The organism is Sphingopyxis italica (assembly GCF_011926545.1).
Lineage (GTDB): Bacteria > Pseudomonadota > Alphaproteobacteria > Sphingomonadales > Sphingomonadaceae > Sphingopyxis > Sphingopyxis italica.
Genome location: NZ_JAATIT010000003.1, coordinates 246191 through 270133, shown reverse-complemented (window position 1 = coordinate 270133; position 23943 = coordinate 246191). Strand labels below are relative to the sequence as shown.

Below are 23943 nucleotides of genomic sequence, written 5' to 3'. Positions count from 1 at the left end.
TTCCGAAACCCGACCGTCCTTGGGCGTGCCTGAGATCGCCCTTTTTGCCTCGCCGATCATTCCCACTCGATCGTGCCCGGGGGCTTCGACGTATAGTCGTAGACCACGCGATTGATGCCCTGCACCTCGTTGATGATGCGCGTCGCGCAGCGGCTGAGGAAGCTCGCGTCGAAGGGATAGATGTCGGCTGTCATGCCGTCGGTTGAGGTGACGGCGCGGAGCGCGCAGACATGGTCGTATGTGCGGCCGTCGCCCATCACGCCGACGGTCTTGACGGGGAGCAGCACCGCGAACGCTTGCCAGATCGCGTCGTAGAGGCCTGCATTGCGGATCTCCTCGAGATAGACCGCGTCGGCCTTGCGCAATATGTCGCAGCGTTCCTTGCTGACTTCGCCCGGGATGCGGATCGCGAGGCCGGGGCCGGGGAAGGGGTGGCGGCCGACGAAGACGTCGGGAAGGCCGAGTTCCTTGCCGAGCAGGCGGACCTCGTCCTTGAACAGCTCGCGCAAGGGTTCGACGAGCTTCATGTTCATGCGTTCGGGCAGGCCGCCGACATTGTGGTGGCTCTTGATCGTCACGCTCGGGCCGCCGGTGAAGGAAACCGATTCGATCACGTCGGGATAGAGCGTACCCTGCGCGAGGAAATCGGCGCCGCCGATCTTCTTCGCTTCCTCCTCGAACACATTGATGAATTCGGCGCCGATGAACTTGCGCTTCTTTTCGGGGTCGGTGACGCCTTTGAGGCCCGCCATGAAACGTTCCTCGGCGTCCACCACGACGAGCGGGATGTTGTAATGGTCGCGGAACAGCCGCTCGACCTGCTCGCGCTCGTTCATGCGGAGAAGGCCGTGGTCGACGAAGACGCAGGTGAGCTGCTCGCCGATCGCCTCGTGGATCAGCACCGCGGCGACCGCGCTGTCGACCCCGCCCGACAGGCCGCAGAGCACGCGCTGGTCGCCGACCTGCGCGCGAATCTCGGCAATTTTCGTGGCGCGGAACTCGGCCATCGTCCATTCGCCACTGCAGCCGCAGACGTGGCGGACGAAATTGGCGATCAGCTTGGCGCCGTCGGGGGTGTGGACGACTTCGGGGTGGAACTGCGTGCCGTAATAGCGGCGCTCGTCGTCGGCGATCAGCGCGAAGGGCGCACCGTCGCTGATCGCGACGATCCGGAAACCGGGGGCGAAGGCGGTGACGCGGTCGCCGTGGCTCATCCACACCTGATGGCGCTCGCCGACCTCCCACAGCCCGTCGAAGAGGACGCAGGGTTCGGTGACGGTCAGGAAGGCGCGGCCGAATTCGCCATCGCGTTCGCCATCGGCGCCGCCGGGTTCGACCTGCCCGCCGAGCTGCTGGGTCATCACCTGCTGGCCGTAGCATATGCCGAGGATGGGAAGGCCGCTGTCAAACACCGATTGCGGCGCGCGCGGGCTGCCGGTCGCGGGCACCGATGCGGGGGAACCCGAGAGGATCACGCCCTTGGGCTTCATCCGTTCGAGCGCGGCTTCGGCGGCGCTGAACGGGACGATCTCGCTATAGACGCCGGCTTCGCGGACGCGGCGGGCGATGAGCTGGGTGACCTGCGACCCAAAGTCGATGATCAGGATGGATTCGGGCGGTAAGGAAGAGTCGGGAGTCGGCATGGCTGGCCGATAAGGGCATGGGGCCATGCTGTCCAGCGGTCGATATGGGTCGCCCGTCGAACGGGCATGGCCTCGACACATTGTTGCGACAATTGCGGGACATAAGTGAACGTCGGACAAAGCGCGGCGTCAGGAGGCGTTAAGCCCCGTCATGCCAAGAAAAACCAAGACAAAAAAACAAAGGCTCTCCCCCATGAATATTATCCGCCTGCCTATTTCCGCGCGTGCCGCGCTCCTTGCGGCCGGGGCTTCGTTGGCGCTGCCGGCGATGGCAGCGGCTCCGATCGGACCCGCCGCGGCCTCCGCGGTCGCCGAGCAGCCCGCCGAGGCGGCCCCTCCGGCATCCGCCGACAATGAATCGGAGGAGGACGAATATAGCGAGGACGAGATCATCGTCACGGCGCCGCGCCTCGCGGGCCAGCTCGCCACCGACATCAGGGCGGAGGCCGAACTCGATGAGGCGGCGATCGCCAGCTATGGCGCCTCGTCGATCGAGGAGTTGCTCGACGCGCTCGAACCGCAGACGCGCTCGGGCCGCGGGCGCGGCGGACGGCCGGTCATCCTCGTCAACGGACGGCGCATTTCGGGCTTCGGCGCGGTGCGCAACATCCCGCCCGAAGCGATCGCCAAGGTCGAGATTTTCCCCGAGGAAGTCGCGCTCGAATATGGCTATGCCGCGACCGAGCGCGTCGTCAATTTCGTGCTCAAGCCCGACTTCCGCCAGATTTCGGTCGAGGCGGAGGCGGGCATTCCGACGCAGGGGGGGCAGTTCAAGAACGAACTCGAACCCGCTTTCATGGCGATCGGCGACAATGGCCGGCTCAACCTCAACGCCAGCTGGGAGCATCAGACGATGCTGCTCGAAAGCGAGCGCGACCTCGTTTACGACGACCCCGTCCTCGCCGCCGGCGCGCCCGCGCGCAGTCTGGCTCCCGCGAGCGACCAATATGTCATCGACGGCACGCTGGTGCGCAACATCGACAAGGTCACCGAGGCCTCGGTCAGCCTGCGTTTCGACCAGAACGACAGCCTGTCGCTGCTCGGCCCGCGGAACGGCAACCCCGACGATCCCCGTCGCCGCGACAGCCGTTCGCAGAACTGGACCAGCTCGGCGAGCGTCAATGGCATGCTCGGCGACTGGCGCTGGTCGGTGACCGGCAATTATGCCGACGCCGATCAGCGCACCTTCACCGAACAGGAAAGCGGCACGCGCGACCGGTTCGACAGCAGCCAGCAGAGCTTTGGCACCAAAGCCAATATTTCGGGCAGCGTCGTCGAGGGTTGGGCGGGCCCGATCCGCTCCTCGATCACCGGCGGTTATAGCGGGCAGCGTTTCGACAGCCGAACCGAGCGCGGCCTCGACATCGTCACGACCGAGCTGGCGCGCGACACGCCGAGCGTCTTCGGCTCGCTCACCGTGCCGCTGCTCGATCCCGAATATGATATCGGTAATATCGGCCGCCTGTCATTGACGCTGAATGCTCAGGCGGAACGACCGAGCGACTTTTCGGCGCTGACGAGCTGGGGCGCGACGTTGAACTGGGGCGTCACCGACAATCTGTCGCTGCTCACGAGCTTTTCCAGCGACGAAGCGGCGCCCAGCATGACCCAGCTCGGCGCAGCGCCGCTTCGGACCGAGGGTGTCACCTATTACGACTTCCGGACCGGCCAGACGGTGCTGATCGACACGATCAGCGGCGGCAATCCGTTCCTGCTCGCCGAGCAGCGCCGCGACCTCAAGGTCGGGCTCAACTGGGAGGTGCCGATGGTCGAGGGGCTCCGCTTCTCGATCAATTACAACCGCAACCAGAGCAACGACACGGCGAACAATTTTCCGCTGCTGACCCCGGAGATCGAAGCGGCCTTTCCCGACCGGGTGATCCGCGACGACGACGGAACCTTGCTCGCGATCGACCAGCGTCCGGTCAATTTCGAGCGCGCAACCAATTCGCAGATTCGCTGGGGCTTCAATTTCGGCAAGAGCTTCGGCCAGAGCGAAGCGGGCTCGGGCGGCGGCCGTGGGCGCGGCGAAGGCGGCCGCTCGGGTGCCGGCGACCGTCCCCGGCGCGATGCGGACGCGGCGGCGCCGCGTGAAGGCGGCGAGGCTGCCACACCGCCCCCCGCCGCCGAAGGACAGCGTCCACCCGCCGAGGCAGGCGAGCAGCGCCGCGGACGTGGCGGCGGAGGCTTCCGTGGCCGCGGCGGCGGGCGCGGCGGCATGTTCGGCGGCCGGCAGCAGCAGGGTGGGCGCTGGCAGGTGTCGCTCTACCACACGATCAAGCTGACCGACAAAATACTGATCGGCCCGGGCGTTCCCGAACTCGACCTGTTGAACGGATCGGCGACGGGCAGCGGCGGCGGCACCAATCGTCACCTCCTCGAACTCGACGGCGGCCTTTTCTACAAGGGCTTCGGGACGCGGGTCAGCGCCAAATATGACAGCGGCAGCCGCATCGTCGGCGGTGCCAACGGCGATCTGAAGTTCCACGATCTCGCGACGTTCAACCTGCGCTTCTTCGCCGATTTCAACCAGATGCCGAAGCTGACCGACGACCTGCCCTTCCTGAAAGGATCGCGCCTGCGCCTGTCGGTCAACAATCTGTTCGACGCACAGCGCAAGGTGACCGACGCGAGCGGGGTTGTGCCGCTGAACTATCAGCCGGGTTATACCGATCCGCTCGGTCGCTATGTCGAACTGGAGTGGCGCAAGGCGTTTTAGGCCGGGGAGGGATGACGAGGAAAGGAAGGGCGGCTTCCGCCGGCTTCCTGCCGTCCGCCACCTAGGCGAGCCGCGGCACGGCGGCTGCGGCGTCGACCGTGGGTTCCGTCGGCAGGAATGTCAGCGCCTTCACGAACTGCGCGGTGCAATTGGGCCAGCTATAGCGTGCGCCGAGCGCCGCGGCGTCATCCCGGTCGCACGTCAGCGCGGCGTCGATCGCGCGGCCGAGGTCCTCGTCGAGCGCGCCGGCTCCCTCGCGCACGATGTCGCCGGGGCCGGGCACTGGATAGGCTGCGACAGGAGTCCCGCAACTCAGCGCCTCGATCACCACCAATCCGAAGGTGTCGGTGCGGCTGGGAAAGACGAATATGTCGGCGCCCGAATAGGCCGCGGCGAGCATTTCGCCGCCGAGCTTGCCGACGAACAGGACATCGGGATGTCGTGCCTTGAACTGGGCGAGTGCGGGACCATCGCCGACAATGACCTTGGTGCCGGGCCGATCGCAGTCGAGGAAGGCCCCGATATTCTTCTCGACCGCGACGCGGCCGACATAAAGCTGGATCGGCCGTGCCAGCCCGGCATAGGCTGGATGCGGCGCGCGGTCCGGACGGAACAGCGCATGATCGACGCCGCGCTCCCACATCATCGTCTGGCCGAGGCCCTGATCGGCGAGTTCGCGCGCGAGGCTGCGCGTCGCGACCATGATGTGCCGCGCGGGGCGGTGGAACCAGCGGATGAAGCGCCAGACGAACGCGGGCGAAATGGGCAGCCGCGCCGCGACATATTCGGGGAAGCGCGTGTGATAGGCGGTCGTGAACGGAAAGCCGTTCCGAAGACACCAGCGCCGCGCGGCGAGCCCGAGCGGACCTTCGGTCGAAATATGGATCGCCTGCGGGGCAAAGGCGCGGATACGGCGCCCGACCGCGCGCCGCCCGGCGAAGGCGAGGCGAATCTCGGGATAGGAGGGGCAGGGGGTCGATCGAAAGAGGTCGGGCGAGATAACGCCGACGTCATGCCCTGCGGCGCGCAACTCGCCGATCGTCGCCTGCAACGTGCGGACGACGCCGTTGACCTGCGGCTCCCACGCGTCGGTGACGATCAATATCCTCATGCGGCGGCCGGCAGCGCGAGCTTCGTCGGGGCGCTCCGCGCCGCGACCTCTTCGGCCCAGTGGAGGATTTCCATCGTCCCGTCGTGATGCTCGACGAGCGCGGTGCAGCCTTCGACCCAGTCGCCGTCGTTATAATATTCGGTGCCCTCTATCTCGCGCATCTCGGCGCTGTGGATGTGCCCGCACACGACGCCATCGACCCCGCGCGAGCGCGCCGCGTGGGCGACGACTTCTTCATAGCGCCCGATGAACTGGACCGCGTTCTTCACCTTGTGCTTGGCGACCATCGACAGCGACCAATAGGGCAGGCCGAACGCGCTGCGGATGCGGTTCACGACCACATTGCACTTCATCAGCGCGGTGTAGGCGGCGTCGCCGACGAAGGCGAGCCAGCGGTGCGCGAGCATCACCGCGTCGAATTCGTCGCCATGGACGACGAGCAATTTGCGGCCGTCGGCGGTCTCGTGGATCGCCTCGCGGCGAATCTCGACGCCACCGAAATCGAAGCCGTCGAAGGGCTTGCACATTTCGTCGTGGTTGCCCGGGACGTAGACGACGCGCGTGCCGCGCTTCGCGCGCTTGAGCACGCGCCAGACGACGTCATTATGCTCGGGCGGCCAGAAATGGCGCTTCTTGAGCCGCCAGCCGTCGATGATGTCGCCGACGAGGTAAAGCGTCTCGCAATCGACATGGTCGAAAAAGTCGATCAGCATCGCGGCGTTGCAGCCGCGCGTGCCAAGGTGGATGTCGCTGACCCACACCGCGCGATAGCTGCGCCGCTCGCCGATCACGCGTTCGGGGATATGCGGGTCGGTGGTGAAGGGATCGGGAAACCGGGCGGGGATCGGCAGGGTCGAAATCGAGGCCATGTCGTGCTCCGTAAACAGCTTTGGCTGCCCACGGCCTAGACAGGAGTTTTGTTACAACGGGCGATTCAAACTCGCGACAGTTTGAAGAAAGTTTGAAGGCGCTTTGGTGACGTTGCCTATTTGACACATATCCGGTTAACTATGATCCAATCAGGTTCGCCGAATCACCAAATTCCTGATTTCGCTCATATCTTCCATGGCAAAGCGGATGCCTTCGCGGCCGAGGCCGCTGTCCTTGACCCCGCCATAGGGCATATTGTCGACGCGGTAGGAGGAGACGTCGTTGACGACGATGCCTCCGACGTCGAGATGGTCCCAAGCATCGAGCACTTTGTGGATGTCGCGCGTGAAGAGCCCGGCTTGCAGTCCGAATTTGCTGTCGTTGACCTCGGCAAGCGCTTGATCCCAGTCGGTGAATTTCGAGAGGATCGCGACCGGGCCGAACGCTTCCTCGCGATAGGCCCTGGCGCCGCGGTCCACCTCTTCGAGCAAGGTCGCTTCGAGCATCGCACCCTCGCGCTTGCCGCCGACGAGCAGCTTCGCGCCATTCGCGACCGCTTCCGCGATCCACCCATCCAGCCGTGCGGCCTCCTTTTCGGAGATCATCGGGCCGATGAAGGTTTTGCGGTCCTTGGGATCGCCCGCGACCAGCGTCTTCGTTTTTTCGACGAGCATGGCACGGAATTTGTCGTAAATATCGGCGTGGATGATGATCCGCTGGACCCCGATGCACGACTGGCCCGACTGATAGAAAGCGCCGAAGATGATGCGCGCGAGCGCATGGTCGAGGTCGGCGTCCTTGTCGACGATCACCGCCGCGTTGCCGCCTAGTTCGAGCACGACCTTCTTCTTGCCCGCCTTCGCCTTCAAATCCCAGCCGACGCCAGGCGAACCGGTGAAGCTGAGCAGCTTCAGCCGTTCATCGGTGGTGAACAGGTCGGCACCGGCGCGGGTCGCGGGCAGGATGCTGAACGCGCCCTCGGGCAAGATGTCGCATTCGGCGAGCACCTCGCCCATGATGATCGCGCCGAGCGGCGTCAGCGACGCGGGCTTCATCACGAACGGACAGCCGATCGCGATCGCGGGCGCGATCTTGTGCGCGGCGAGGTTGAGGGGGAAGTTGAACGGCGAGATGAAGCTGCACGGCCCGATCGGCACGCGCTTCCACATCCCCATATAGCCTTTCGCGCGCGCCGAAATGTCGAGCGGCTGGACCTCGCCATAATTGCGCGTCGCTTCCTCGGCGGCGATGCGGAAGGTGTCGATCAGGCGCGTGACCTCGCCCTCGCTGTCGGCGATCGGTTTGCCCGCCTCGACGCACAGCGCATAAGCGAGTTCGTCGAAACGCTCTTGGAAACGGGTCACGCAATGGGTGAGCACATCGCGCTTCTCGAAACTCGCCAGCCGCGCCATCGGCTCGGCGGCGCGCACGGCGCCTGCGATCGCTTCGTCGATGACGTCGGGGGTCGCGAGCGCGGTCCGGAACGCGACCTCGCCCGTGAACTTGTCGATCACATCGAGGTCGGTGTTCGGCTGCACCGCCTTGTTGTTGAGGTAGAGCGGATAGACGTCTTTGAGTTTCACAACTATTCTCCAACACTCTCAAACATTGTCATCCCCGCATGAACTGCGATCCTTGTCCATTCCGCTCCTGGTCCCCGCTTTCGCGGGGATGACAAGAAAAACCGGTCGCGGAATATCTCTACAACTCCTTCGACAATCTCTTGATGTCGTTGTTCAAAATTTGGTCATTTTCCGAATAGTCGACCGGGCAATCGATCAGATGCACACCCGGAGTATCGCGCGTGTGCGCCAGAAGTTCCTTCAAATGCGCCGCGCTCTCGACGCGGTGACCGTGTGCGCCATAGCTTTCGGCATATTTGACGAAATCGGGGTTGCCATAGGTCAGCCCCCAATCCTTGAAGCCCATGTTCGCCTGTTTCCAGCGGATCATGCCATAGCTGTTGTCGTTGAGGATCAGCACGGTGATGTTGAGCCCGAGGCGCACCGCGGTCTCCATCTCCTGGCTGTTCATCATAAAGCCGCCGTCGCCGCAGATCGCCATGACCTTGCGCCCCGGATAGACCATCGCCGACATCATCGCCGACGGCAGGCCCGCGCCCATCGTCGCGAGCGCATTGTCGAGCAGCACGGTGTTCGGGCGATAGGCGGTATAGCCGCGCGCGAACCATATCTTGTAGACGCCATTGTCGAGGCAGATGATCCCGTCGTCGGGCATCGCGTCGCGGATTTGCTGCACCGCATAAGGCGGGAAGATCGGGAAGCGCTCATCCTTGGCGAGCGGCGCGGTATGCGCGACCTCGCCCTGGCGATAGGCGAGCAGGTGATCGAACTTCCACCCGCTGTTGGGAACGATATCCTCCTTCATCTGCCACACGGCATTGGCGATGTCGCCGATCACCTCGATATTCGGGAAATAGACGGGATCGACCTCGGCGGTCTTGTTCGACATATGGATCACGGTCGGCCCGCCGCGCTGCATGAAGAAGGGCGGTTTCTCGATCACGTCATGGCCGAGGTTGACGATACAGTCCGACGCCTCGACCGCGCGATGGACGAAATCACCCGATGACAGCGCCGCGCAGCCCAAAAATTTCGGATGCCGCTCGTCGATCACGCCCTTGCCGAGTTGCGTCGTGAGAAACGGAATTCCGGTCTTTTCGATGAACTGCAACAGCATGCGGCCGGTCATCGTGCGATTGGCGCCGGCGCCGATGACGAGCACGGGCGAGGTCGCTTCCTCAAGCGCCTTCACTGCCTCGCGGATCGACTTCACATCGGCGGTCGGCCGACGCGAATGGCTGCGCTTCAGCGGCGTCGAATCGGTATGCTCGTCGGCGATATCCTCGGGCAGCTCGATATGGACGGCCCCGGGCTTTTCCTCCTCGGCGAGGCGGAACGCCTCGCGCACGCGGCTCGGGATATTGTCCGACGACGCCATCTGGTGCGTATATTTGGTGATCGGCCCCATCATCGCGACGACGTCGAGGATCTGGAAGCGGCCCTGCTTCGACTTCTTGATCGGCTTTTGCCCGGTGATCATCATCATCGGCATCCCGCCAAGCTGGGCGTAAGCGGCGGCGGTGACGAAGTTGGTCGCGCCGGGCCCCAGTGTCGCGAGGCAGACGCCGGTCTTGCCCGTGTGGCGGCCATAGGTGGCGGCCATGAACCCCGCGCCCTGTTCGTGGCGCGTCAGGATCAGCTTGATCGTCTTCGAGCGCGACAGGCTGTCGAGAAAATCGAGATTTTCTTCGCCCGGAACGCCGAAAATATATTCGACGCCTTCTTCCTCCAGGCATTCGATGAACAGGTCGGATGCTTTTTTCATGCTACAGTCGCCCCCTCAGCCGCGCACCACACCGGTGCGGCTCCACGTCATGCCGGCGACCCTTCAGCATATATCCGTTGCAGCGGCGCTCGTCATAGGCCGCGAGTCCCTGCTGCACGAGGAGAGTTTGTAACGGGAGGGGAAGGGGTTGTCACGCGGAGCCAAGTTGTCAAACTTGTCATTCCCCTCGGGTATAATAATACCCGTCGCAGCGACGGCGGTGCCGCGAGGATGGCCCTGCGGCCGCGGGGAGTGAGGGCCGCGATGGCGGTCATCCGATAGCTTAAAGCATGGCGATATTTTGTAGGAAAGCGGTTTTCATGCGGCGCTGACTTGGGGTTCTTTGCGCCTGTTATCGCAATAGCCGCTATTCCAATGACGGAATGGATCGATTCAAGATCATCCCGCTCTCGATCGTCCCCGCCGCGGGGAAGATGCGTCAATCCACGTCGAACAGCCCCGCCAACTGCTCGACCATCGTGCCGCCCAATTGCTCGGCGTCCATGATCGTCACCGCGCGGCTGTAGTATCGCGTCACGTCGTGGCCGATGCCGATCGCGCATAGCTCGACCGGCGAGCGGTTCTCGATCCAGTCGATCACCTGGCGCAGATGCTGGTCGAGATAGGCGCCGTGGTTGACCGACAGCGTGCTGTCGTCGACCGGCGCGCCGTCGCTGATCACCATCAGGATGCGGCGTTCCTCGGGGCGGCTGATGATCCGCTGATGCGCCCACATCAGCGCCTCGCCGTCGATATTTTCCTTGAGCAGCCCCTCGCGCATCATCAGGCCGAGCGACTTGCGCGCGCGGCGATAGGGTTCGTCCGCGGGCTTGTAGATGATGTGCCGGAGGTCGTTGAGGCGGCCGGGGTGCGCGGGGCGGCCGGCGGCGAGCCAGTCCTCGCGGCTCTGCCCGCCCTTCCACGTCCGCGTCGTGAAGCCGAGGATTTCGGTTTTCACACCGCAGCGTTCGAGCGTGCGCGCGAGGATGTCGGCGCTGATCGCGGCGATGCTGATCGGCCGCCCGCGCATCGATCCCGAATTGTCGATCAGCAAGGTGACGACGGTGTCGCGAAAGTCGGTATCGCGCTCGATCTTGTAGGAGAGCGACTGGCCGGGCGAGACGATGACGCGCGCGAGCCGCGCCGCGTCGAGCTGGCCTTCCTCCTGATCGAAATCCCACGCGCGGTTCTGCTGCGCCATCAGGCGGCGCTGGAGCCGGTTCGCGAGCTTGGTCACCGCGCCTTGCAGATGCGCCATCTGCTGGTCGAGATAGGCGCGCAGCCGCGTCAGCTCGTCGGCATCGCACAGCTCGGTGGCGAGGATGATCTCGTCATGCTTTTCGGTGAAGCGCAGATAGTTGAAATCGGGAATGTCGCTCGGCAGGCGGTTGGGCCGCACGGGCAGCATGCCTTCGTCGCCTTCGCCGCCCATTTCGGGCTCGCCGTCGGCTTCCATTTCCTGCGCGTCGGGATCGCTGTCGCCATCGTCGGCCTGGTCGCCCGCCATTTCGGCGCGCGCATCGACCTGACTCTCGCCGGCGCCGCCGTCTTCGCTTTCCTGCTCTTCCTGGCTTTCTTCGGCCTCGGTCTCGTCCTGCTCGCCGCCGTCTTCGGCGCCTTCTTCCAGCGGCTCGTCGCTGTGGATGAGGTCGAGGTGACGGAGCGCGAGCTTCGCGGTATCGGCGAAGGCGGCCTGATCGTCGAGCAGCATCGACAGCGCGGTCAAGTCTCCGCCCGCTTCGCCCGTGATCCACTCACGCACCAGCGACAGGCCGGTCTCGGTCCCCTGCGGCGCCTGCTCGCCGGTCAGTGCCTCGCGCAGCATCAGCTCGAGCGCGCTCGAAATCGGTACATCCTCGCGATTTTGCGCGCGGCTGATCGGGTCGCTGCGCATCCGCATCTGGAGGCTCGCCGCCAGATTGCCGCGCATCCCGTCCATATGGCGCGCGCCCAATGCCTCGATCCGCGCGCGCTCCATCGCGTCGAACGCCGCGGCGGCGATCGGTTCGGCAGGGCGCGCCGCGGTGTGCAATTTCTCACTGTGGTGCTTCATGCGCAAAGCATAGGAGTCGGCAAAGCCGCGCGCTTCGGCGACCTGGTCGGCGGGCAGGGTGCGCGACGGGGTCGGCACCTTGATCGCCTTGCCGACCTGCGCGGGCGCGTCGGCGGTAAAGCCGACCTCGACCTCGGCATCGCGCGTCACCGCGCGCGCGACGCTCGACAGCGCGGCCTTGAAATCGTCGAGGGGAGAGGAAGCGGACATCGAGTCGGCTCTAACCAGCTTTTCGGAATGAAGAAAGGGCTACTCCAATCGTCACCCCGGACTTGATCCGGGGCCTGCCTTCTTCCGCGTCAAGACAGGCGGATCCCGGGTCAAGCCCGGGATGACGAAGGAGGCGTAGGGGCCGCGATAGCCAAGCTCGCTTGACGCAAACGGGCGCGAGGCGCATCGGCACGAGTATGAGCTCCCCCGCCCTCTCCCCCATGAAACGTCCGTGGATCGTCATCGCCTGCGCGGCCTTCATCGTCACGCTGGCGATGGGCGTGCGCCAGTCGTTCGGGTTGTTCCTTCCGCAGATGAGCGTCGATATCGGGATCAGCCGTTCCGACTTCGGGCTCGCGATGGCGCTCCAGAATCTGCTCTTCGGGCTCGTCCAGCCGTTCGTCGGCGCGATCGCCGACAAGCATGGCGCGGGGCGCGTCGTGCTGGCGGGCGCGCTGCTCTATGCGCTCGGGCTGATCGGCGCCGCCTTGGCAACCGATGCGATCGGGCTGCATATCAGCTTCGGTATTTTCATCGGCATGGCGCAGTCGGCGACGACCTTCGTCGTCGTGCTCGGCGCGGTCGGGCGCGTCGTCAGCGCCGAAAAACGCAGCGGCGCTTTCGGCATCGTCACCGCGGGCGGCTCGCTCGGCCAGTTCCTCGTCGTGCCGCTCGCGTCGATGCTGCTTGGCGACGTCGGCTATCACCAGACGCTCTGGATAATGGCCGGGCTCGTCGCGCTGTGCGGTCTGCTCGCGATCGGTGTTGCGGGGCGCACCGACACGCCCGGGACACTGCAGGCCGAGGAGCAGAGCGCGCGCGAGGCGCTCCGTGAAGCCTCGGTGCATCGCGGCTACTGGCTGCTCAACGCGGGCTTCTTCGTCTGCGGCTTCCATATCGCCTTCATCGCGACGCATCTCCCCGCCTATCTCGACGACAAGGGGCTGGGGATCGAGATCGGCGCGCAGGTGCTGGCGCTCGTCGGTCTGTTCAACATCCTCGGTTCGTACGTCTTTGGCCGCGCCGGCGACCTGCTGCGTCAGAAATATGTGCTGTCGGCGCTCTATACCGCGCGCTCGGCGGTGATCGCGCTGTTCCTGTTCGTGCCGCTCAGCCACGCGAGCGCGCTGGTATTCGCAGGCGCGATGGGGTTCCTGTGGCTCGGCACCGTGCCGCTGACCAGCGGCATCGTCGGCCGCATCTTCGGCATTCGCTATCTCTCGATGCTCTATGGCATCGTGTTTTTGAGCCATCAGCTCGGCAGCTTTTTCGGCGCATGGATGGCGGGGCTGATCTTCGACGCGACGGGCAGCTATAATATCGCCTGGGGCTTCTCGATCGCGCTCGGGCTGTTCGCGGGGCTCGTCCACTTGCCGATCGCCGACGCGCCGGTCAAACGGCTGCAACCCGCATGAGGCTCGCGCGGCAGGACTGGATCGCGCTCGCGCTTTTCGTCTTGATCGCGCTCGGCGGGCTGTGGCTCTGGACCGGCGAGGGGCCGGTCGTCTGGCTTGCCAACTTCGCGATCATGTGCGGCTTTTAGTCGCTATTCGGGCGCTTCGACCTCGGGCGTCCGGTGGCAGGTCGCATCGTCGCCATCCTTGGGCAATGCCGGATCGGGCAGCAGCCGGAAGACATGCGCCCATTGGGTCGCGACGCGCTCGGGCCGCGTCCGCTTGTTCGCGACGACGTCGATAAAATCGCGGCAAGCGACCGCGCTGCGCAGGAAATTGCTGTGCCCCGTCGATCCGCGCGACACGTCGGTCGTGTCGATCACGGTCAGACCCGGGCGCGATGCCGGATAACAGCGCTCGGGTAGTCCCTGGGCTTTCAACTCGGCCGCCTTGAACGGGTTGAAGCAATAGGGGGAGCCGAGCCGCGGATAGCCGTGGATCGCGCGCGACGCGGCGAGCGCCTTGTCGGCGCGCGAGACATAGGCGGTGATCCGGCGATTGTTGGCGACGCGCCGCGCGGACAACACTTCTTCCTCGATATCGCGCTCGAACGTCTCGCGGTCGATGTCGGGGGAGGCGAGGATGATGTTCGAAATGTTGCTGCTGTCGGCGCGGGTCGACGTGCGGTCGACATAAGCGACGGCGGGAACGACCAACCGCGCGCCGAGCGAGTGCGAGACGAGGACAATCTCCTTGACCCAGTCTTGTTCGGCGAGCGATTTCAGGAAATCGCGGAAATTGCGGACGTCGTGATACATGTTGGTTTCATCGACGACATAGCTCAAAATCTTGCCCTGCGACGGCCAGCTATATTCGATGATCGGACCGTCGAAACCGGTCATGCGCGCGATCTGCGCGGCGTCCTTCGACGTCGTGTTGAAATTCTCGCGATAGCCATGGACGTAGAGCAGCACGCGTCCTTGTCGGCGGTCGGTCTCGGCCTGCAGCGCGCGCCACCAGTCCGCCGGCGCCTGGAAGGCGAGGGGGGTGAGGAATTTCTCCTTCTTGCCGACCTCGACGTCGCGTGGCGCGTTGAAGCGGCCATAGCGGATGCGGTCGCCGCGGTGATGCAGTAGCTCGATTTCCGGGGCCCGGCAATCGGGCAGGCGGCTCGTCGCAAAGAAAAAGGGCAGCGCTTCGCCGTCGACGACCGCGCCCGGCTGCGGGGTGCAGCGCGGGTCGACGACATAGTCGGCGTGGCGGATCTCGCCATAATCGACCGCCGCGATGCTGCACCCCGACAGCGTCAGTGCGGCGCAGGACGCCACCGCCAGGTGGCGCAGCTGCCTCACTTGCCGATCACGCTCTCGGGCAGGTCTTCACCGAACACGCGCTGATAATATTCGGCGACGATCATCCGCTCGGCCTCGTCGCACTTGTTGAGGAAGGTCAGGCGGAAGGCGAAGCCGATATTCCCGAAGATCGCGGTGTTCTGCGCCCAGCTGATCACCGTGCGCGGCGACATGACGGTCGAAATGTCGCCATTGATGAACCCTTGGCGCGTCAAATCCGCGACCTTCACCATATTGGCGACGGTGGTATCGTCGGTATCGGGCACCTTGGCGAGAATGATCGCGCTCTCGGTCGCGGCGGGGAGATAGTTCAGCGTGACGACGATGTTCCAGCGGTCCATCTGGCCCTGGTTGATCTGCTGCGTCCCGTGATAAAGCCCGCTCGTGTCGCCAAGACCGACGGTGTTCGCGGTCGAGAAGAGGCGGAAATGCGGGTTCGGGCGGATCACGCGGTTCTGGTCGAGCAGGGTCAGCTTGCCCTCGGTTTCGAGCACGCGCTGGATCACGAACATCACGTCGGGGCGGCCCGCGTCATATTCGTCGAAGACCAATGCCGTCGGCGTCTGCAGCGCCCAGGGGAGCAGGCCTTCGCGAAATTCGGTGACCTGCTGGCCATCGCGCAGCACGATCGCGTCGCGGCCGACGAGGTCGATACGGCTGATATGCGCGTCGAGGTTGACGCGGATGCACGGCCATTTGAGCCGCGCGGCCACCTGTTCGATGTGCGTCGACTTGCCGGTGCCGTGATAGCCCTGCACCATCACGCGGCGGTTGTATTTGAAGCCGGCGAGGATCGCGAGCGTCGTGTCGCCGTCGAAGACATAGGCGGGATCGAGGTCGGGAACGCGCTCGTCGGCCTCGCTGAACGCCGGGACCTTCATGTCGATGTCGACCCCGAACAGCTCGCGCGCATCGACCTCGACATCGGGCGCCGCAAGCAGCGTCGAGCCGTGGTGATCGGGAAGGCTGTTCGGAATATCGGTCATCGTTGGCGTCCATTCATTTTCGTCATGCTGAACTTGTTTCAGCATCCATGGCCCGGGCTCTCGTTTGACGGCGCGCCAGCGGAAAGGTCGGGCCATGGACCCTGAAACAAGTTCAGGGTGACGGGGAAGAGGAGTCGGCCGTATTCCCGCCGACTGTCCGAGCGCGGTATCGCCGTCCGTTTCGCCTTGCAACGCCTTTTCAGAAGAGTCCGAGCGCCTTCATCACCGCCGACTGGTCGTAATAGGGACGCTCGCAGACGATCTTGTCGCTGCCGGGGCCGAATTCGAAGCTTGCGGCCATGCGGATGCGGAACGTCTTGCCGGTCGGCTCGATCGTGCGGAGTCCGAGCTTCAACGGGCCGGTGTGCGTGCCGGTCAGCCAGAATTCGACGAGCACCGTGTTCGTCGCGGCGTCGGCGGCGATCGCGATCACCTCGTTCGCCTGATCGGGAAAGGGCTCGCGCGAGGTAGCGAAATAGGATCGCACCGCCGCCTCGCCGTCGAAGATCGTGCCGGGGCCCATCAGCTCGTAACGCGGATGGTCGAAGGTCGCGAGGACGCCGTCCCAATCGTGCGTGATCTCGAGCGCCATATGGCGGCGCACCACCTCGATCCGTGCTTCGTCCAGGTCGGTCATCGTGCCTCTCCTTATGCGAACGCCTTGCTCTTTCTCAACAACTGATAGGCCTCGACTACCGCACCCAGCCGCGTTTCGAAACTGCGATCGCCGCCATTGCGGTCGGGATGATATTTGCGGACCAGTTCGCTGTAGCGGCGGCGCAGCGCCGCGCGATCGGCGCCGGCGGAAAGGCCGAGCAACTGCATCGCATCATGTTCCTCGCGCGACAGGCGGGGATTGGCCGCCTCGCGCCGCGCTTCGTCCATCCGCTGCCGGAAGCGCGCGCCGAGTGCGTCGATCGGATCCTTGAAATCGGCCCAGCGCGGCGGCAGGTCGGCGCTGCCCGCGGCGCGGAAGGCGCGGCTTTCGGTTTCCCAGCCGCCGGTGGGCGACTGCGCCGCCATGATCTGGTCGGCGCTCATCCCTTCGAAGAAATTATAGCCCGCGTTGAATTCGCGCACATGATCGAGGCACAGCCAGCGATAAGGCGGCGGCCCGTCGGGCGAGCGATGGGAGGAAACGGGGGCGCGAAACTCGCCGGGCTCGCGGCAGCCGGGTGCGGCGCAGCGTTCCTCGCGCGGGACGCGGCCGTGGAATCGGGCGGGACGGGCGGAAGACGGCAAAACGGGCTTTCGGAATCGAGCGTGTGATTGATCTTTGGGGGGCCTTATAATTTGGCGATGGAGAGCTTATGGTCAACCCCATGAGCAACAAAGGCCCCGTGCAGCAAGAGATGGAAAGCCTGCTCGCCGCAGCCTTTCCCGACGCGAATTTCACCCTGAGCAACGACAGCGCGAGCCATCACGGCCATATGGGCGACGACGGCAGCGGCGAGTCGCATTTCAGCCTGGCCATAGAATGGGCAGGCTTCGCCGGAATGAACCGCGTCGCGCGCCAGCGAGTAGTGAACAAGGCGCTCGGCGATCTGCCCGGCCAGCGCGTCCACGCGCTCGCGATCCGCGCGACCGCGCCGGGCGAATGACGATGCCGGACAAGGTCAACCTCGCCGAAGCCTTCGCGACCTTCCACGATCACTGGAACCCGCGCGTCGCGGGCGACATCAACGATTTCCAGGTCAAGCTGGTGAAGTTCGCCGGCAAGTTCGACTGGCACCATCATGTCAACGAGGACGAATTGTTCCTCGTTGTCGCCGGCCGGATGAAGATGGCGTTTCAGGGCCGCGACGTGATCGTCGAGCCCGGCGAGTTCATCATCGTCCCGCGCGGCACCGAACATTGCCCCGAGGCGCTGGACGGCGAATGCCAGGTGCTGCTGCTCGAACCGAATTCGACGCGCAACACCGGCAATGTCGAAACCGAAAAGACAAAGAAAACATTGGAAAGGCTCGTTTGATGTTCGACATCATCACCCCCTCGACCCACGATCTCGGCGCCTTCGAAGTGCGCCGCACCTTGCCGAACAAGGCGCGGACGATGGTTGGCCCCTTCATTTTCGTCGACCAGTTCGGCCCCGCGCATTTCGACATCGGCCGCGGCATGGACGTGCGCCCGCATCCGCATATAAACCTGTCGACCCTGACCTATTTGTTCGAGGGCGCGATCGACCATCGCGACAGCCTTGGCACCTTCGCGACGATCCGCCCCGGCGCGTGCAATTTGATGACCGCGGGCAGCGGCATCGTCCATTCGGAGCGCACCCCCGCCGCCGAGCGTGCGACCGGATCGGGCATCTCGGGAATGCAGACCTGGCTCGCTTTGCCCGACGGCAAGGAAGAGATCGACGCCGCGTTCGAACATGTCGCGAAGGACGATCTGCCGCTGGTCGAGGATAATGGCGTGTCGGCGCGCGTCATCATGGGCAGCCTGTGGGACGCGACCTCGCCGATCACCCAGCATGCCGCGACGATCTATGCCGATATATTGATGAACGCCGGCGCGACGATCCCGATCGACGCCGAGGCCGACGAGCGCGCGGTGCTCGTCGCACTGGGCGACGCGAGCCTCGATGGCGAGGCGCTCGATCGTTACAGCCTCTATATATTGAAGCCCGGGCAGGCGATGACGCTGCGCGCCGAAACCGACGCGCGCGTGATGTTGCTCGGCGGCGAGGCGTTCACGACGCCGCGCCATGTGTGGTGGAATTTCGTCAGCTCGTCGCGCGACCGCATCAACGAGGCGAAGGCGGAGTGGAAGGAACGCAAATTCCCGCTGGTTCCCGGTGACAGTGAGGAATTCATCCCGATCCCCGAAGTGCCGAAGACGGTAAGCTATCCCTGAAGGCGGCGTGTGGGCCGGAAGCGGCCATAGCCGTTCCTGAATCCGTTCGCATCGAGCGAAGTCGAGATGCCCATCGGGCAAGGCGCTACGTCGATGGGTGTCTCGACTTCGCTCGACACGAACGGAACATGAGGATGACCGCAAACACCGGTTGCGGCCGTCGCCCCGAGCGGTTGCGGTCTATTTGAGTTCCCTTAGGGGACCTATGTCCGCTCCCCACCCCCAAGCAGAAGTTTCTCTCTGTCTTGACCTCGCTTATGATGCGCCGGGGCGGTGTCCACTTGCCAGCCCGGCCAATCCCCGCCAGATTGGTTTCGAAAAGAAACCAATGAAGCCCGAGGGAGCAATTCGATGATCGGCGATTTCGAACAGCAGCGCGTCAAGCTTTCGACCGGGGTCGAACTCGACGTCGTCGACATGGGCCCCAAAGATGCCCCCGTGCTGATCTTCCTCCACGGCTTCCCCGAATCGCACCGCACGTGGCGTCATCAACTGCCGCATTTCGCGGACCGCTTCCGCTGCATCGCTCCCGATCAGCGCGGCTATCGCGGGTCGTCGAAGCCGCAGGATGTCGAGTCTTACACCCCCGACAAGCTGATCGCCGACATCTTCGCGCTCGCCGACGCGCTGGGCGCCGGTGAATTCACGATCGTCGGGCACGACTGGGGCGGGGCGATCGCGTGGGGCGTCGCGCTCGGCGGCCAGCCGGGCGGGCTGCATCCCGCATGGGCCGGCCGCGTCACCCGCGCGGTGATCGCCAACGCGCCGCATCCCGGCATCTTCCAGCGGCTGCTCGCGACCAACGAGGATCAGCGCGCGGCAAGCCAGTATATCCGCACCTTCCGCGATCCCGCGAGCGATGCGATCATCGAGGAACATGGCATTGCCGGCATTCTCGCCCACGCCTTTGCCGGGCGCGTGCCGAGCGGCGGGTTGCAGCCCGCCGACGAGATCGGCCGGTTGCTGAAGGACTGGGAGGATCGCGACGCCTGCCGCGCGATGATCAACTGGTATCGCGGTTCGACGATCGACGTGCCCGCGATGGACGAGCCCTATACCGAGCCGCCCGCGATTCCCTTTCCGAAACTCGCCATCCCGACGCTGGTGATCTGGGCGCTCGACGATGTCGCGCTGCCGCCGTGCAACCTCGACGGCATGGAGGATCTGGTTCCCGATGTGACGATCGTCCAGGTTCCGGATTGCGGTCATTTCGTACCCTGGGATGCGCCCGACGCGGTCAATCGCGCGATGGATGCCTTCCTCGTCCAAGGTTGAGGTAACCGCTTCTATTGATCGTGAAAAAGTGGCGGACGGCGATCGCGCCGTCCGCCTTCGGGGGGGTCTGTGTCCGCGTGTTTTGGGGCACGCGTCTATAGTCTTGCCCGCACTATATTTGTCTCGGCTGCGATTGGGGCCGAGGAATTTGGATGGGGCGATTTAACCATATTATTGGGGAATATAGCAGGCTTTCACATTCTCCCATTCTTGCCATACTTCGGGCATGGAAGTGGGAGGACTCAGGGTCGCCTCGATCACTGACCGGATCGATGGCCCTTCGAACTGGACGATCCAACGCGATGTCCATGCGCTGATCCTTTACGAGGCGGGCGGCTATCACTGGCTCGAAACCTGGCTGGGGGACATGCGGACTTCGCTCGGCGATCCGCTGCCGGGCGAGATGTGGCTGGTGCCCGCGGGGCTTGTCTATCGCGCCGCTGCGAAGGGGGGCGCGGTCCGCTATAGCGAGGTCGAGATTCCGGTGCCGCTGCTGTCGATCGCGCTCGACACGCGCGCGCTTGCGGCGCACCACGATCTCGCGCTCGCGGCGCTCGTTCGGGCGGTCGCGGCGGGCGACGCCTCGGCCGCCGATCCGCTGATCGCGATCCTCGCGAGGACGCTCGATCATATGGTCGGGCGAGCCGAATCCCTCGCCCTGACCCGGCGAATCAACGACTTGATGACCTTCATTCAGGCGCGACTCGAAACGCCGCTGACCGTCGAAGATATGGCGGCCGAGGCGGGCATGTCGGTAAACAGCCTGATCGTCCATTTCGCCCGCGCGACCGGGCGCACGCCCGCGCAATATGTGCTGCGTCAGCGGCTGCGCCGCGCCTGCTGGTTCCTGATGAACCGCCCGCTGTCGATCGCCGAAATCGCCTTTGCCACCGGATTTTCGAGCCATGCGCATCTGTGCGCGCTCTTCCGGAGCAAGATCGGCATGTCGCCGGGCGAGTGGCGCCGCCGACACTGGTCGGCGATCGTGCCGGTGGACGAGAAGGAGTAGAGCGGGACTCTAATTATCCGGCTGCATCAGGCAACCGCTCGCACCGGCGTAGCGCGCGCTGCGCGACGCGAGCAGCGGGACGCTGCCGGTGACCGTCTTCATCGCCGAATCTTCGCTCAGCGACACCATCTCCATCCCGGGCTCGAAATCGCTCTGACAGCTTTCGAGACTACGGCCCTGGACATAGCGGCACGAACAGCCGACGCGTGCGGCATAGGCGGACCCCAGTTCGGCCTGTGCCTTGAACGACGGGAATTTCCAGATCGCGAAGATGGCGATCAGCACTGCGGCGATGATCGCCCACGGCAGGCAGCCGCCCCGGCGGCCCGGCTTCTTCCGCGATGGCGTCGCATCCGCCGGTGGCGCGGCGGACGAGGGGACGGCTGGCGGCGTCTCGCCCGTTGAAGCGCCGGTCGGATTGATGTTATTCACTTGGTCCATGATCACGAAAAAACGGCTTCTGGCAAGTGCCGCCCTCGCGATGCTGGGGGCGTGGACGCTGACTCAAGCGGCGGGGCAGGGGATGATGGCGCCCGCGTCGCCGGCGCCGAAGTTCGGGGCGTCGCTCGACGACGTCGAGGTGGCCGCGACGCCGCGCGCGCTGCCCGCCTTGCCCGCCGCGATCAGGACGCGCGCCGACGCGCTGTTCACCGACGCCGACGATGTCGGGCAGACGCGCGCGCTGCTCATGCTACGCGACGGCGAGCTGATTTACGAACGCTATGGCGCGGGTTTCGGCCCCGATACCAAGCTGATCAGCTGGTCTATGGCGAAAAGCATCACCGCGGTGCTCACCGGCTTCCTCGTCGCCGACGGACAATTGTCGCTCGACGGGCCGGCCCCCGTGGCGGCGTGGCAGCGCAGCGGCGATCCGCGCGGCGCGATCACGCTGCGCAATCTGCTGCACATGTCCTCGGGGCTCGAACATGTCGAAAATGGCGATCCGATCTGGCAGGGCGATACGGTCGCGATGTTGTTCGGCGACGGGGCGGGGGACATGGCGGGATTCGCCGAGGCCAAGCCCGCGGCGGCACAGCCGGACGAGGTCTTCAACTATAGCTCGGCGACCAGCGTCATCCTGTCGGACATCGTCGCCGACACGCTGACGCCGTCGCCGAATCCCGAGGCGCGGCGCGATGCGGTGCGCGACTTCATCGGCGGACGGCTGATCGAGCCGCTCGGCATGGCCAGCCTGACCCCCGAGTTCGACGCGAAGGGCACGATGATCGGTGGGTCGATCATGCACGCGACCGCGCGCGATTATGCGAAGTTCGGCGAATTTTTGCGCAATCGCGGCGTCGTCAACGGCCAGCGGCTGCTCCCCGAAACCTGGCTGCGCTTCATGCTGACGCCGTCGAGGAATGATGCGGGCTATGGCGGGCATATCTGGCTGAACCGCAAGCGTCCCGCCGGCGTCACGCCGGCTTTATGGCCCGATCGCGGTCCGAACGACCTCTTCGCCTGCATCGGCCACCAGGGGCAATATATCATCGTCTCGCCGTCGCAGCGGGTGACGATCGTGCGGCTCGGCGTCACCCGCGACGACCAGTTTCCCGCGCTGCGCGGGCATCTCGCCGATCTCACCGAAAGCTTATAGCAGAAAATCGCCCACCAAGGTCGTGACGCAAGTGCCGGTCAGTTCGACCATGTCGCCGTCGAGGCGGCAGCCGAGATGGCCGCCGCGCGCGCTCGCCTGATAGGCGGCGAAGGCGTCGCGGCCGAGGCGAGTCGTCCAATAGGGCGTCAAAACGCTGTGCGCCGATCCGGTCACCGGATCTTCCGGAATGCCGGCACCGGGCGCGAAAGCGCGGCTGACGACGTCGGCGCCAGACGGGTCGTCCGCGCCCGGCGCGGTCGCGATATAGAGGACGTCGCCCTCGCTGAGAGCGGCGAGGTCGGGTGCCAGTGCGCGAACCTCTTCGGCGCCATGGTAGACGATCAGCGCATAGCCGCCCTCGTGCCACAGCGTTTCGACGACATCGCCGCCCATCGCGCGCGCGATCTCGGACAGAGGCTTGGCCTCCGCCCGATAAGCGGGCAGCTTCATGCGATAGCCTTCGTCATCGCCGTCACGCCTGACCTGCAAGATGCCCGCCTTGCGGGTGCGAAAGCGCATTTCGCTCCGCCACTGCGCCGCCGACAACAGGACATGCCCGCTCGCCAGCGTCGCATGGCCGCAGAGCGCCACCTCGAGCGTCGGGGTGAACCAGCGCAGCTCATAATCCGCCTCGTCGCTCTCGTCGGGCACGAGAAAGGCGGTTTCGGCGAGATTATTCTCGGCCGCGATCGCTTGCAGGGTCGCGTCGTCGAGCCATTCCTCGAGCGGCATCACCGCGGCGGGATTGCCCGTAAAGGCGCGGTCGGCAAAGGCGTCGACCTGCGTGATCGGAAGGCGGCGGGCCGCGCTCATGGATATAGAAATCCTTTCGTCCAGCTATCGCCGGCGCGCCGGAACAATGTGCGTTCGTGCAGCCGGTGCGCCCGGTCCTGCCAGAATTCGATAGCCGAAGGATTAACGCGCCAGCCCGACCAGCGCGGCGGGCGCGGCACGTCCTGTCCCTCGAAGCGCGCCTGCATGTCGGCGAAGCGCGTCTCGAACGTCTCGCGGCTGTCCAGCGGGCGCGACTGGTCGCTCGCCCAGGCGCCGAGCTGGCTGTCGCGACTGCGCGTCGCGAAATAGGCATCGGCGGTGGCTTCCTCGACCGGCGACACCGGCCCCTCGATGCGGATCTGGCGGCGTAGCGACTTCCAGTGAAAAAGCAGCGCGACATGCGGGTTCGCCGCGAGTTCGCCGCCCTTGCGGCTGTCGAGGTTGGTATAGAAGACGAAGCCGTCGGGGCCATGGCCCTTCAAAAGCACCATGCGCAGCGACGGCCGTCCGTCCGGCGTCGTCGTGGCGAGCGCCATCGCGTTGGCGTCGTTGGGTTCGCTGGCGCGCGCTTCGGCGAACCAGCCATCGAACAGCGCAAAGGGATCATCCGTCATGCGCGGGGTCATAATGCGCCCCGCCCTCGCGGTCGAGCGCGATATATGTGGAACTTGACCGCGCCCCGGCACATTACCACATGGCGCGCGCAATGGGCCTTCACGCCCAGTCACTTATCGGGCTACAGGAGC

22 protein-coding genes are annotated in these 23943 nt (G+C 65.1%); 9 read left to right on the top strand and 13 right to left on the bottom strand.

Translation table 11 applies throughout. The annotated features are described in order from the left end of the window. Positions 1-56 precede the first annotated feature (56 nt). Positions 57-1643 carry a glutamine-hydrolyzing GMP synthase gene (gene guaA / locus GGR90_RS12545; RefSeq protein WP_167921796.1) on the bottom strand — a complete coding sequence of 529 codons (1587 nt, stop codon included), beginning with the start codon at positions 1641-1643 and terminating at the stop codon, positions 57-59. 193 nt (positions 1644-1836) lie between these two features. Between guaA and GGR90_RS12540 the strand changes: the two genes are divergently transcribed. After that, positions 1837-4362: a TonB-dependent receptor plug domain-containing protein gene (locus GGR90_RS12540; protein ID WP_167921795.1), complete on the top strand. Its 2526-nt coding sequence runs from the start codon at positions 1837-1839 to the stop codon at positions 4360-4362. A 61-nt stretch (positions 4363-4423) separates the two neighbouring features. On the opposite strand, the gene GGR90_RS12535 is transcribed toward GGR90_RS12540, so the two are convergent. The 5 genes from GGR90_RS12535 to cobT all read right to left on the bottom strand — a co-directional run bounded on the left by GGR90_RS12535 (position 4424) and on the right by cobT (position 11954). Next, positions 4424-5473 (bottom strand): glycosyltransferase family 4 protein, encoded by a 1050-nt coding sequence (locus GGR90_RS12535; RefSeq protein ID WP_167921794.1) that lies wholly within the window; start codon positions 5471-5473, stop codon positions 4424-4426. Continuing rightward, on the bottom strand, positions 5470-6342 hold the full coding sequence (locus GGR90_RS12530) for a UDP-2,3-diacylglucosamine diphosphatase (protein ID WP_167921793.1): 873 nt from the start codon (positions 6340-6342) through the stop codon (positions 5470-5472). Before GGR90_RS12530 ends, GGR90_RS12535 begins: the two co-directional genes overlap by 4 nt. A gap of 150 nt (positions 6343-6492) precedes the next feature. Beyond that, positions 6493-7926 (bottom strand): aldehyde dehydrogenase family protein, encoded by a 1434-nt coding sequence (locus GGR90_RS12525; protein ID WP_167921792.1) that lies wholly within the window; start codon positions 7924-7926, stop codon positions 6493-6495. Between the two features lie 118 nt (positions 7927-8044). Continuing rightward, a complete protein-coding gene (locus GGR90_RS12520) occupies positions 8045-9691 on the bottom strand; it encodes an acetolactate synthase large subunit (RefSeq protein ID WP_167921791.1) in 1647 nt (548 codons plus the stop codon). 439 nt (positions 9692-10130) lie between these two features. Continuing rightward, complete coding sequence (gene cobT / locus GGR90_RS12515; RefSeq protein ID WP_167921790.1) at positions 10131-11954, bottom strand: cobaltochelatase subunit CobT; 1824 nt, start codon at positions 11952-11954, stop codon at positions 10131-10133. A gap of 221 nt (positions 11955-12175) precedes the next feature. Between cobT and GGR90_RS12510 the strand changes: the two genes are divergently transcribed. After that, complete coding sequence (locus GGR90_RS12510) at positions 12176-13369, top strand: MFS transporter (protein WP_209023737.1); 1194 nt, start codon at positions 12176-12178, stop codon at positions 13367-13369. After that, positions 13366-13497, top strand: coding sequence for a hypothetical protein (locus tag GGR90_RS19635; protein ID WP_280740853.1), 132 nt, complete (start codon positions 13366-13368; stop codon positions 13495-13497). Before GGR90_RS12510 ends, GGR90_RS19635 begins: the two co-directional genes overlap by 4 nt. Positions 13498-13500: 3 nt before the next feature. Here GGR90_RS19635 and GGR90_RS12505 read toward each other — a convergent pair whose 3' ends face one another. From GGR90_RS12505 to GGR90_RS12490, 4 genes are all read right to left on the bottom strand, one after another. Then, on the bottom strand, positions 13501-14700 hold the full coding sequence (locus GGR90_RS12505) for an alpha/beta hydrolase (RefSeq protein WP_167921788.1): 1200 nt from the start codon (positions 14698-14700) through the stop codon (positions 13501-13503). Further along, the gene (cobS, locus tag GGR90_RS12500) at positions 14697-15686 is read right to left on the bottom strand and encodes a cobaltochelatase subunit CobS (RefSeq protein ID WP_167921787.1); all 990 of its coding nucleotides are present in this window, start codon (positions 15684-15686) and stop codon (positions 14697-14699) included. Before cobS ends, GGR90_RS12505 begins: the two co-directional genes overlap by 4 nt. 199 nt (positions 15687-15885) lie before the next feature. Then, positions 15886-16323: an ester cyclase gene (locus GGR90_RS12495; protein ID WP_167921786.1), complete on the bottom strand. Its 438-nt coding sequence runs from the start codon at positions 16321-16323 to the stop codon at positions 15886-15888. Between the two features lie 11 nt (positions 16324-16334). Then, complete coding sequence (locus tag GGR90_RS12490) at positions 16335-16928, bottom strand: J domain-containing protein (protein ID WP_167921785.1); 594 nt, start codon at positions 16926-16928, stop codon at positions 16335-16337. An 80-nt stretch (positions 16929-17008) separates the two neighbouring features. Between GGR90_RS12490 and GGR90_RS12485 the strand changes: the two genes are divergently transcribed. The 5 genes from GGR90_RS12485 (at position 17009) to GGR90_RS12465 (ending at position 20826) form a co-directional block, all read left to right on the top strand. Continuing rightward, the gene (locus GGR90_RS12485) at positions 17009-17287 is read left to right on the top strand and encodes a BolA family protein (protein WP_381449472.1); all 279 of its coding nucleotides are present in this window, start codon (positions 17009-17011) and stop codon (positions 17285-17287) included. Between the two features lie 2 nt (positions 17288-17289). Continuing rightward, a complete protein-coding gene (locus tag GGR90_RS12480; RefSeq protein WP_245198650.1) occupies positions 17290-17658 on the top strand; it encodes a cupin domain-containing protein in 369 nt (122 codons plus the stop codon). Next, entirely contained in the window at positions 17658-18542 is an 885-nt protein-coding gene (locus tag GGR90_RS12475; protein WP_167921782.1) for a pirin family protein, read from the top strand. Before GGR90_RS12480 ends, GGR90_RS12475 begins: the two co-directional genes overlap by 1 nt. A 351-nt stretch (positions 18543-18893) precedes the next feature. Further along, positions 18894-19817 (top strand): alpha/beta fold hydrolase, encoded by a 924-nt coding sequence (locus GGR90_RS12470; RefSeq protein WP_167921781.1) that lies wholly within the window; start codon positions 18894-18896, stop codon positions 19815-19817. Between the two features lie 226 nt (positions 19818-20043). After that, complete coding sequence (locus GGR90_RS12465; RefSeq protein WP_167921780.1) at positions 20044-20826, top strand: AraC family transcriptional regulator; 783 nt, start codon at positions 20044-20046, stop codon at positions 20824-20826. Between the two features lie 9 nt (positions 20827-20835). Here GGR90_RS12465 and GGR90_RS12460 read toward each other — a convergent pair whose 3' ends face one another. Beyond that, positions 20836-21267: a hypothetical protein gene (locus GGR90_RS12460; protein ID WP_209023736.1), complete on the bottom strand. Its 432-nt coding sequence runs from the start codon at positions 21265-21267 to the stop codon at positions 20836-20838. Here GGR90_RS12460 and GGR90_RS12455 point away from each other — a divergent pair. Then, on the top strand, positions 21266-22423 hold the full coding sequence (locus GGR90_RS12455) for a serine hydrolase domain-containing protein (protein WP_167921779.1): 1158 nt from the start codon (positions 21266-21268) through the stop codon (positions 22421-22423). The genes GGR90_RS12460 and GGR90_RS12455 overlap by 2 nt on opposite strands. On the opposite strand, the gene GGR90_RS12450 is transcribed toward GGR90_RS12455, so the two are convergent. Together GGR90_RS12450 and pdxH are read right to left on the bottom strand one after the other, a co-directional pair. Next, on the bottom strand, positions 22418-23236 hold the full coding sequence (locus GGR90_RS12450; RefSeq protein ID WP_167921778.1) for a PhzF family phenazine biosynthesis protein: 819 nt from the start codon (positions 23234-23236) through the stop codon (positions 22418-22420). The two genes, GGR90_RS12455 and GGR90_RS12450, sit on opposite strands and share 6 nt — an antisense overlap. Then, complete coding sequence (pdxH, locus tag GGR90_RS12445; RefSeq protein WP_245198649.1) at positions 23233-23811, bottom strand: pyridoxamine 5'-phosphate oxidase; 579 nt, start codon at positions 23809-23811, stop codon at positions 23233-23235. Before pdxH ends, GGR90_RS12450 begins: the two co-directional genes overlap by 4 nt. Positions 23812-23943 lie beyond the last annotated feature (132 nt).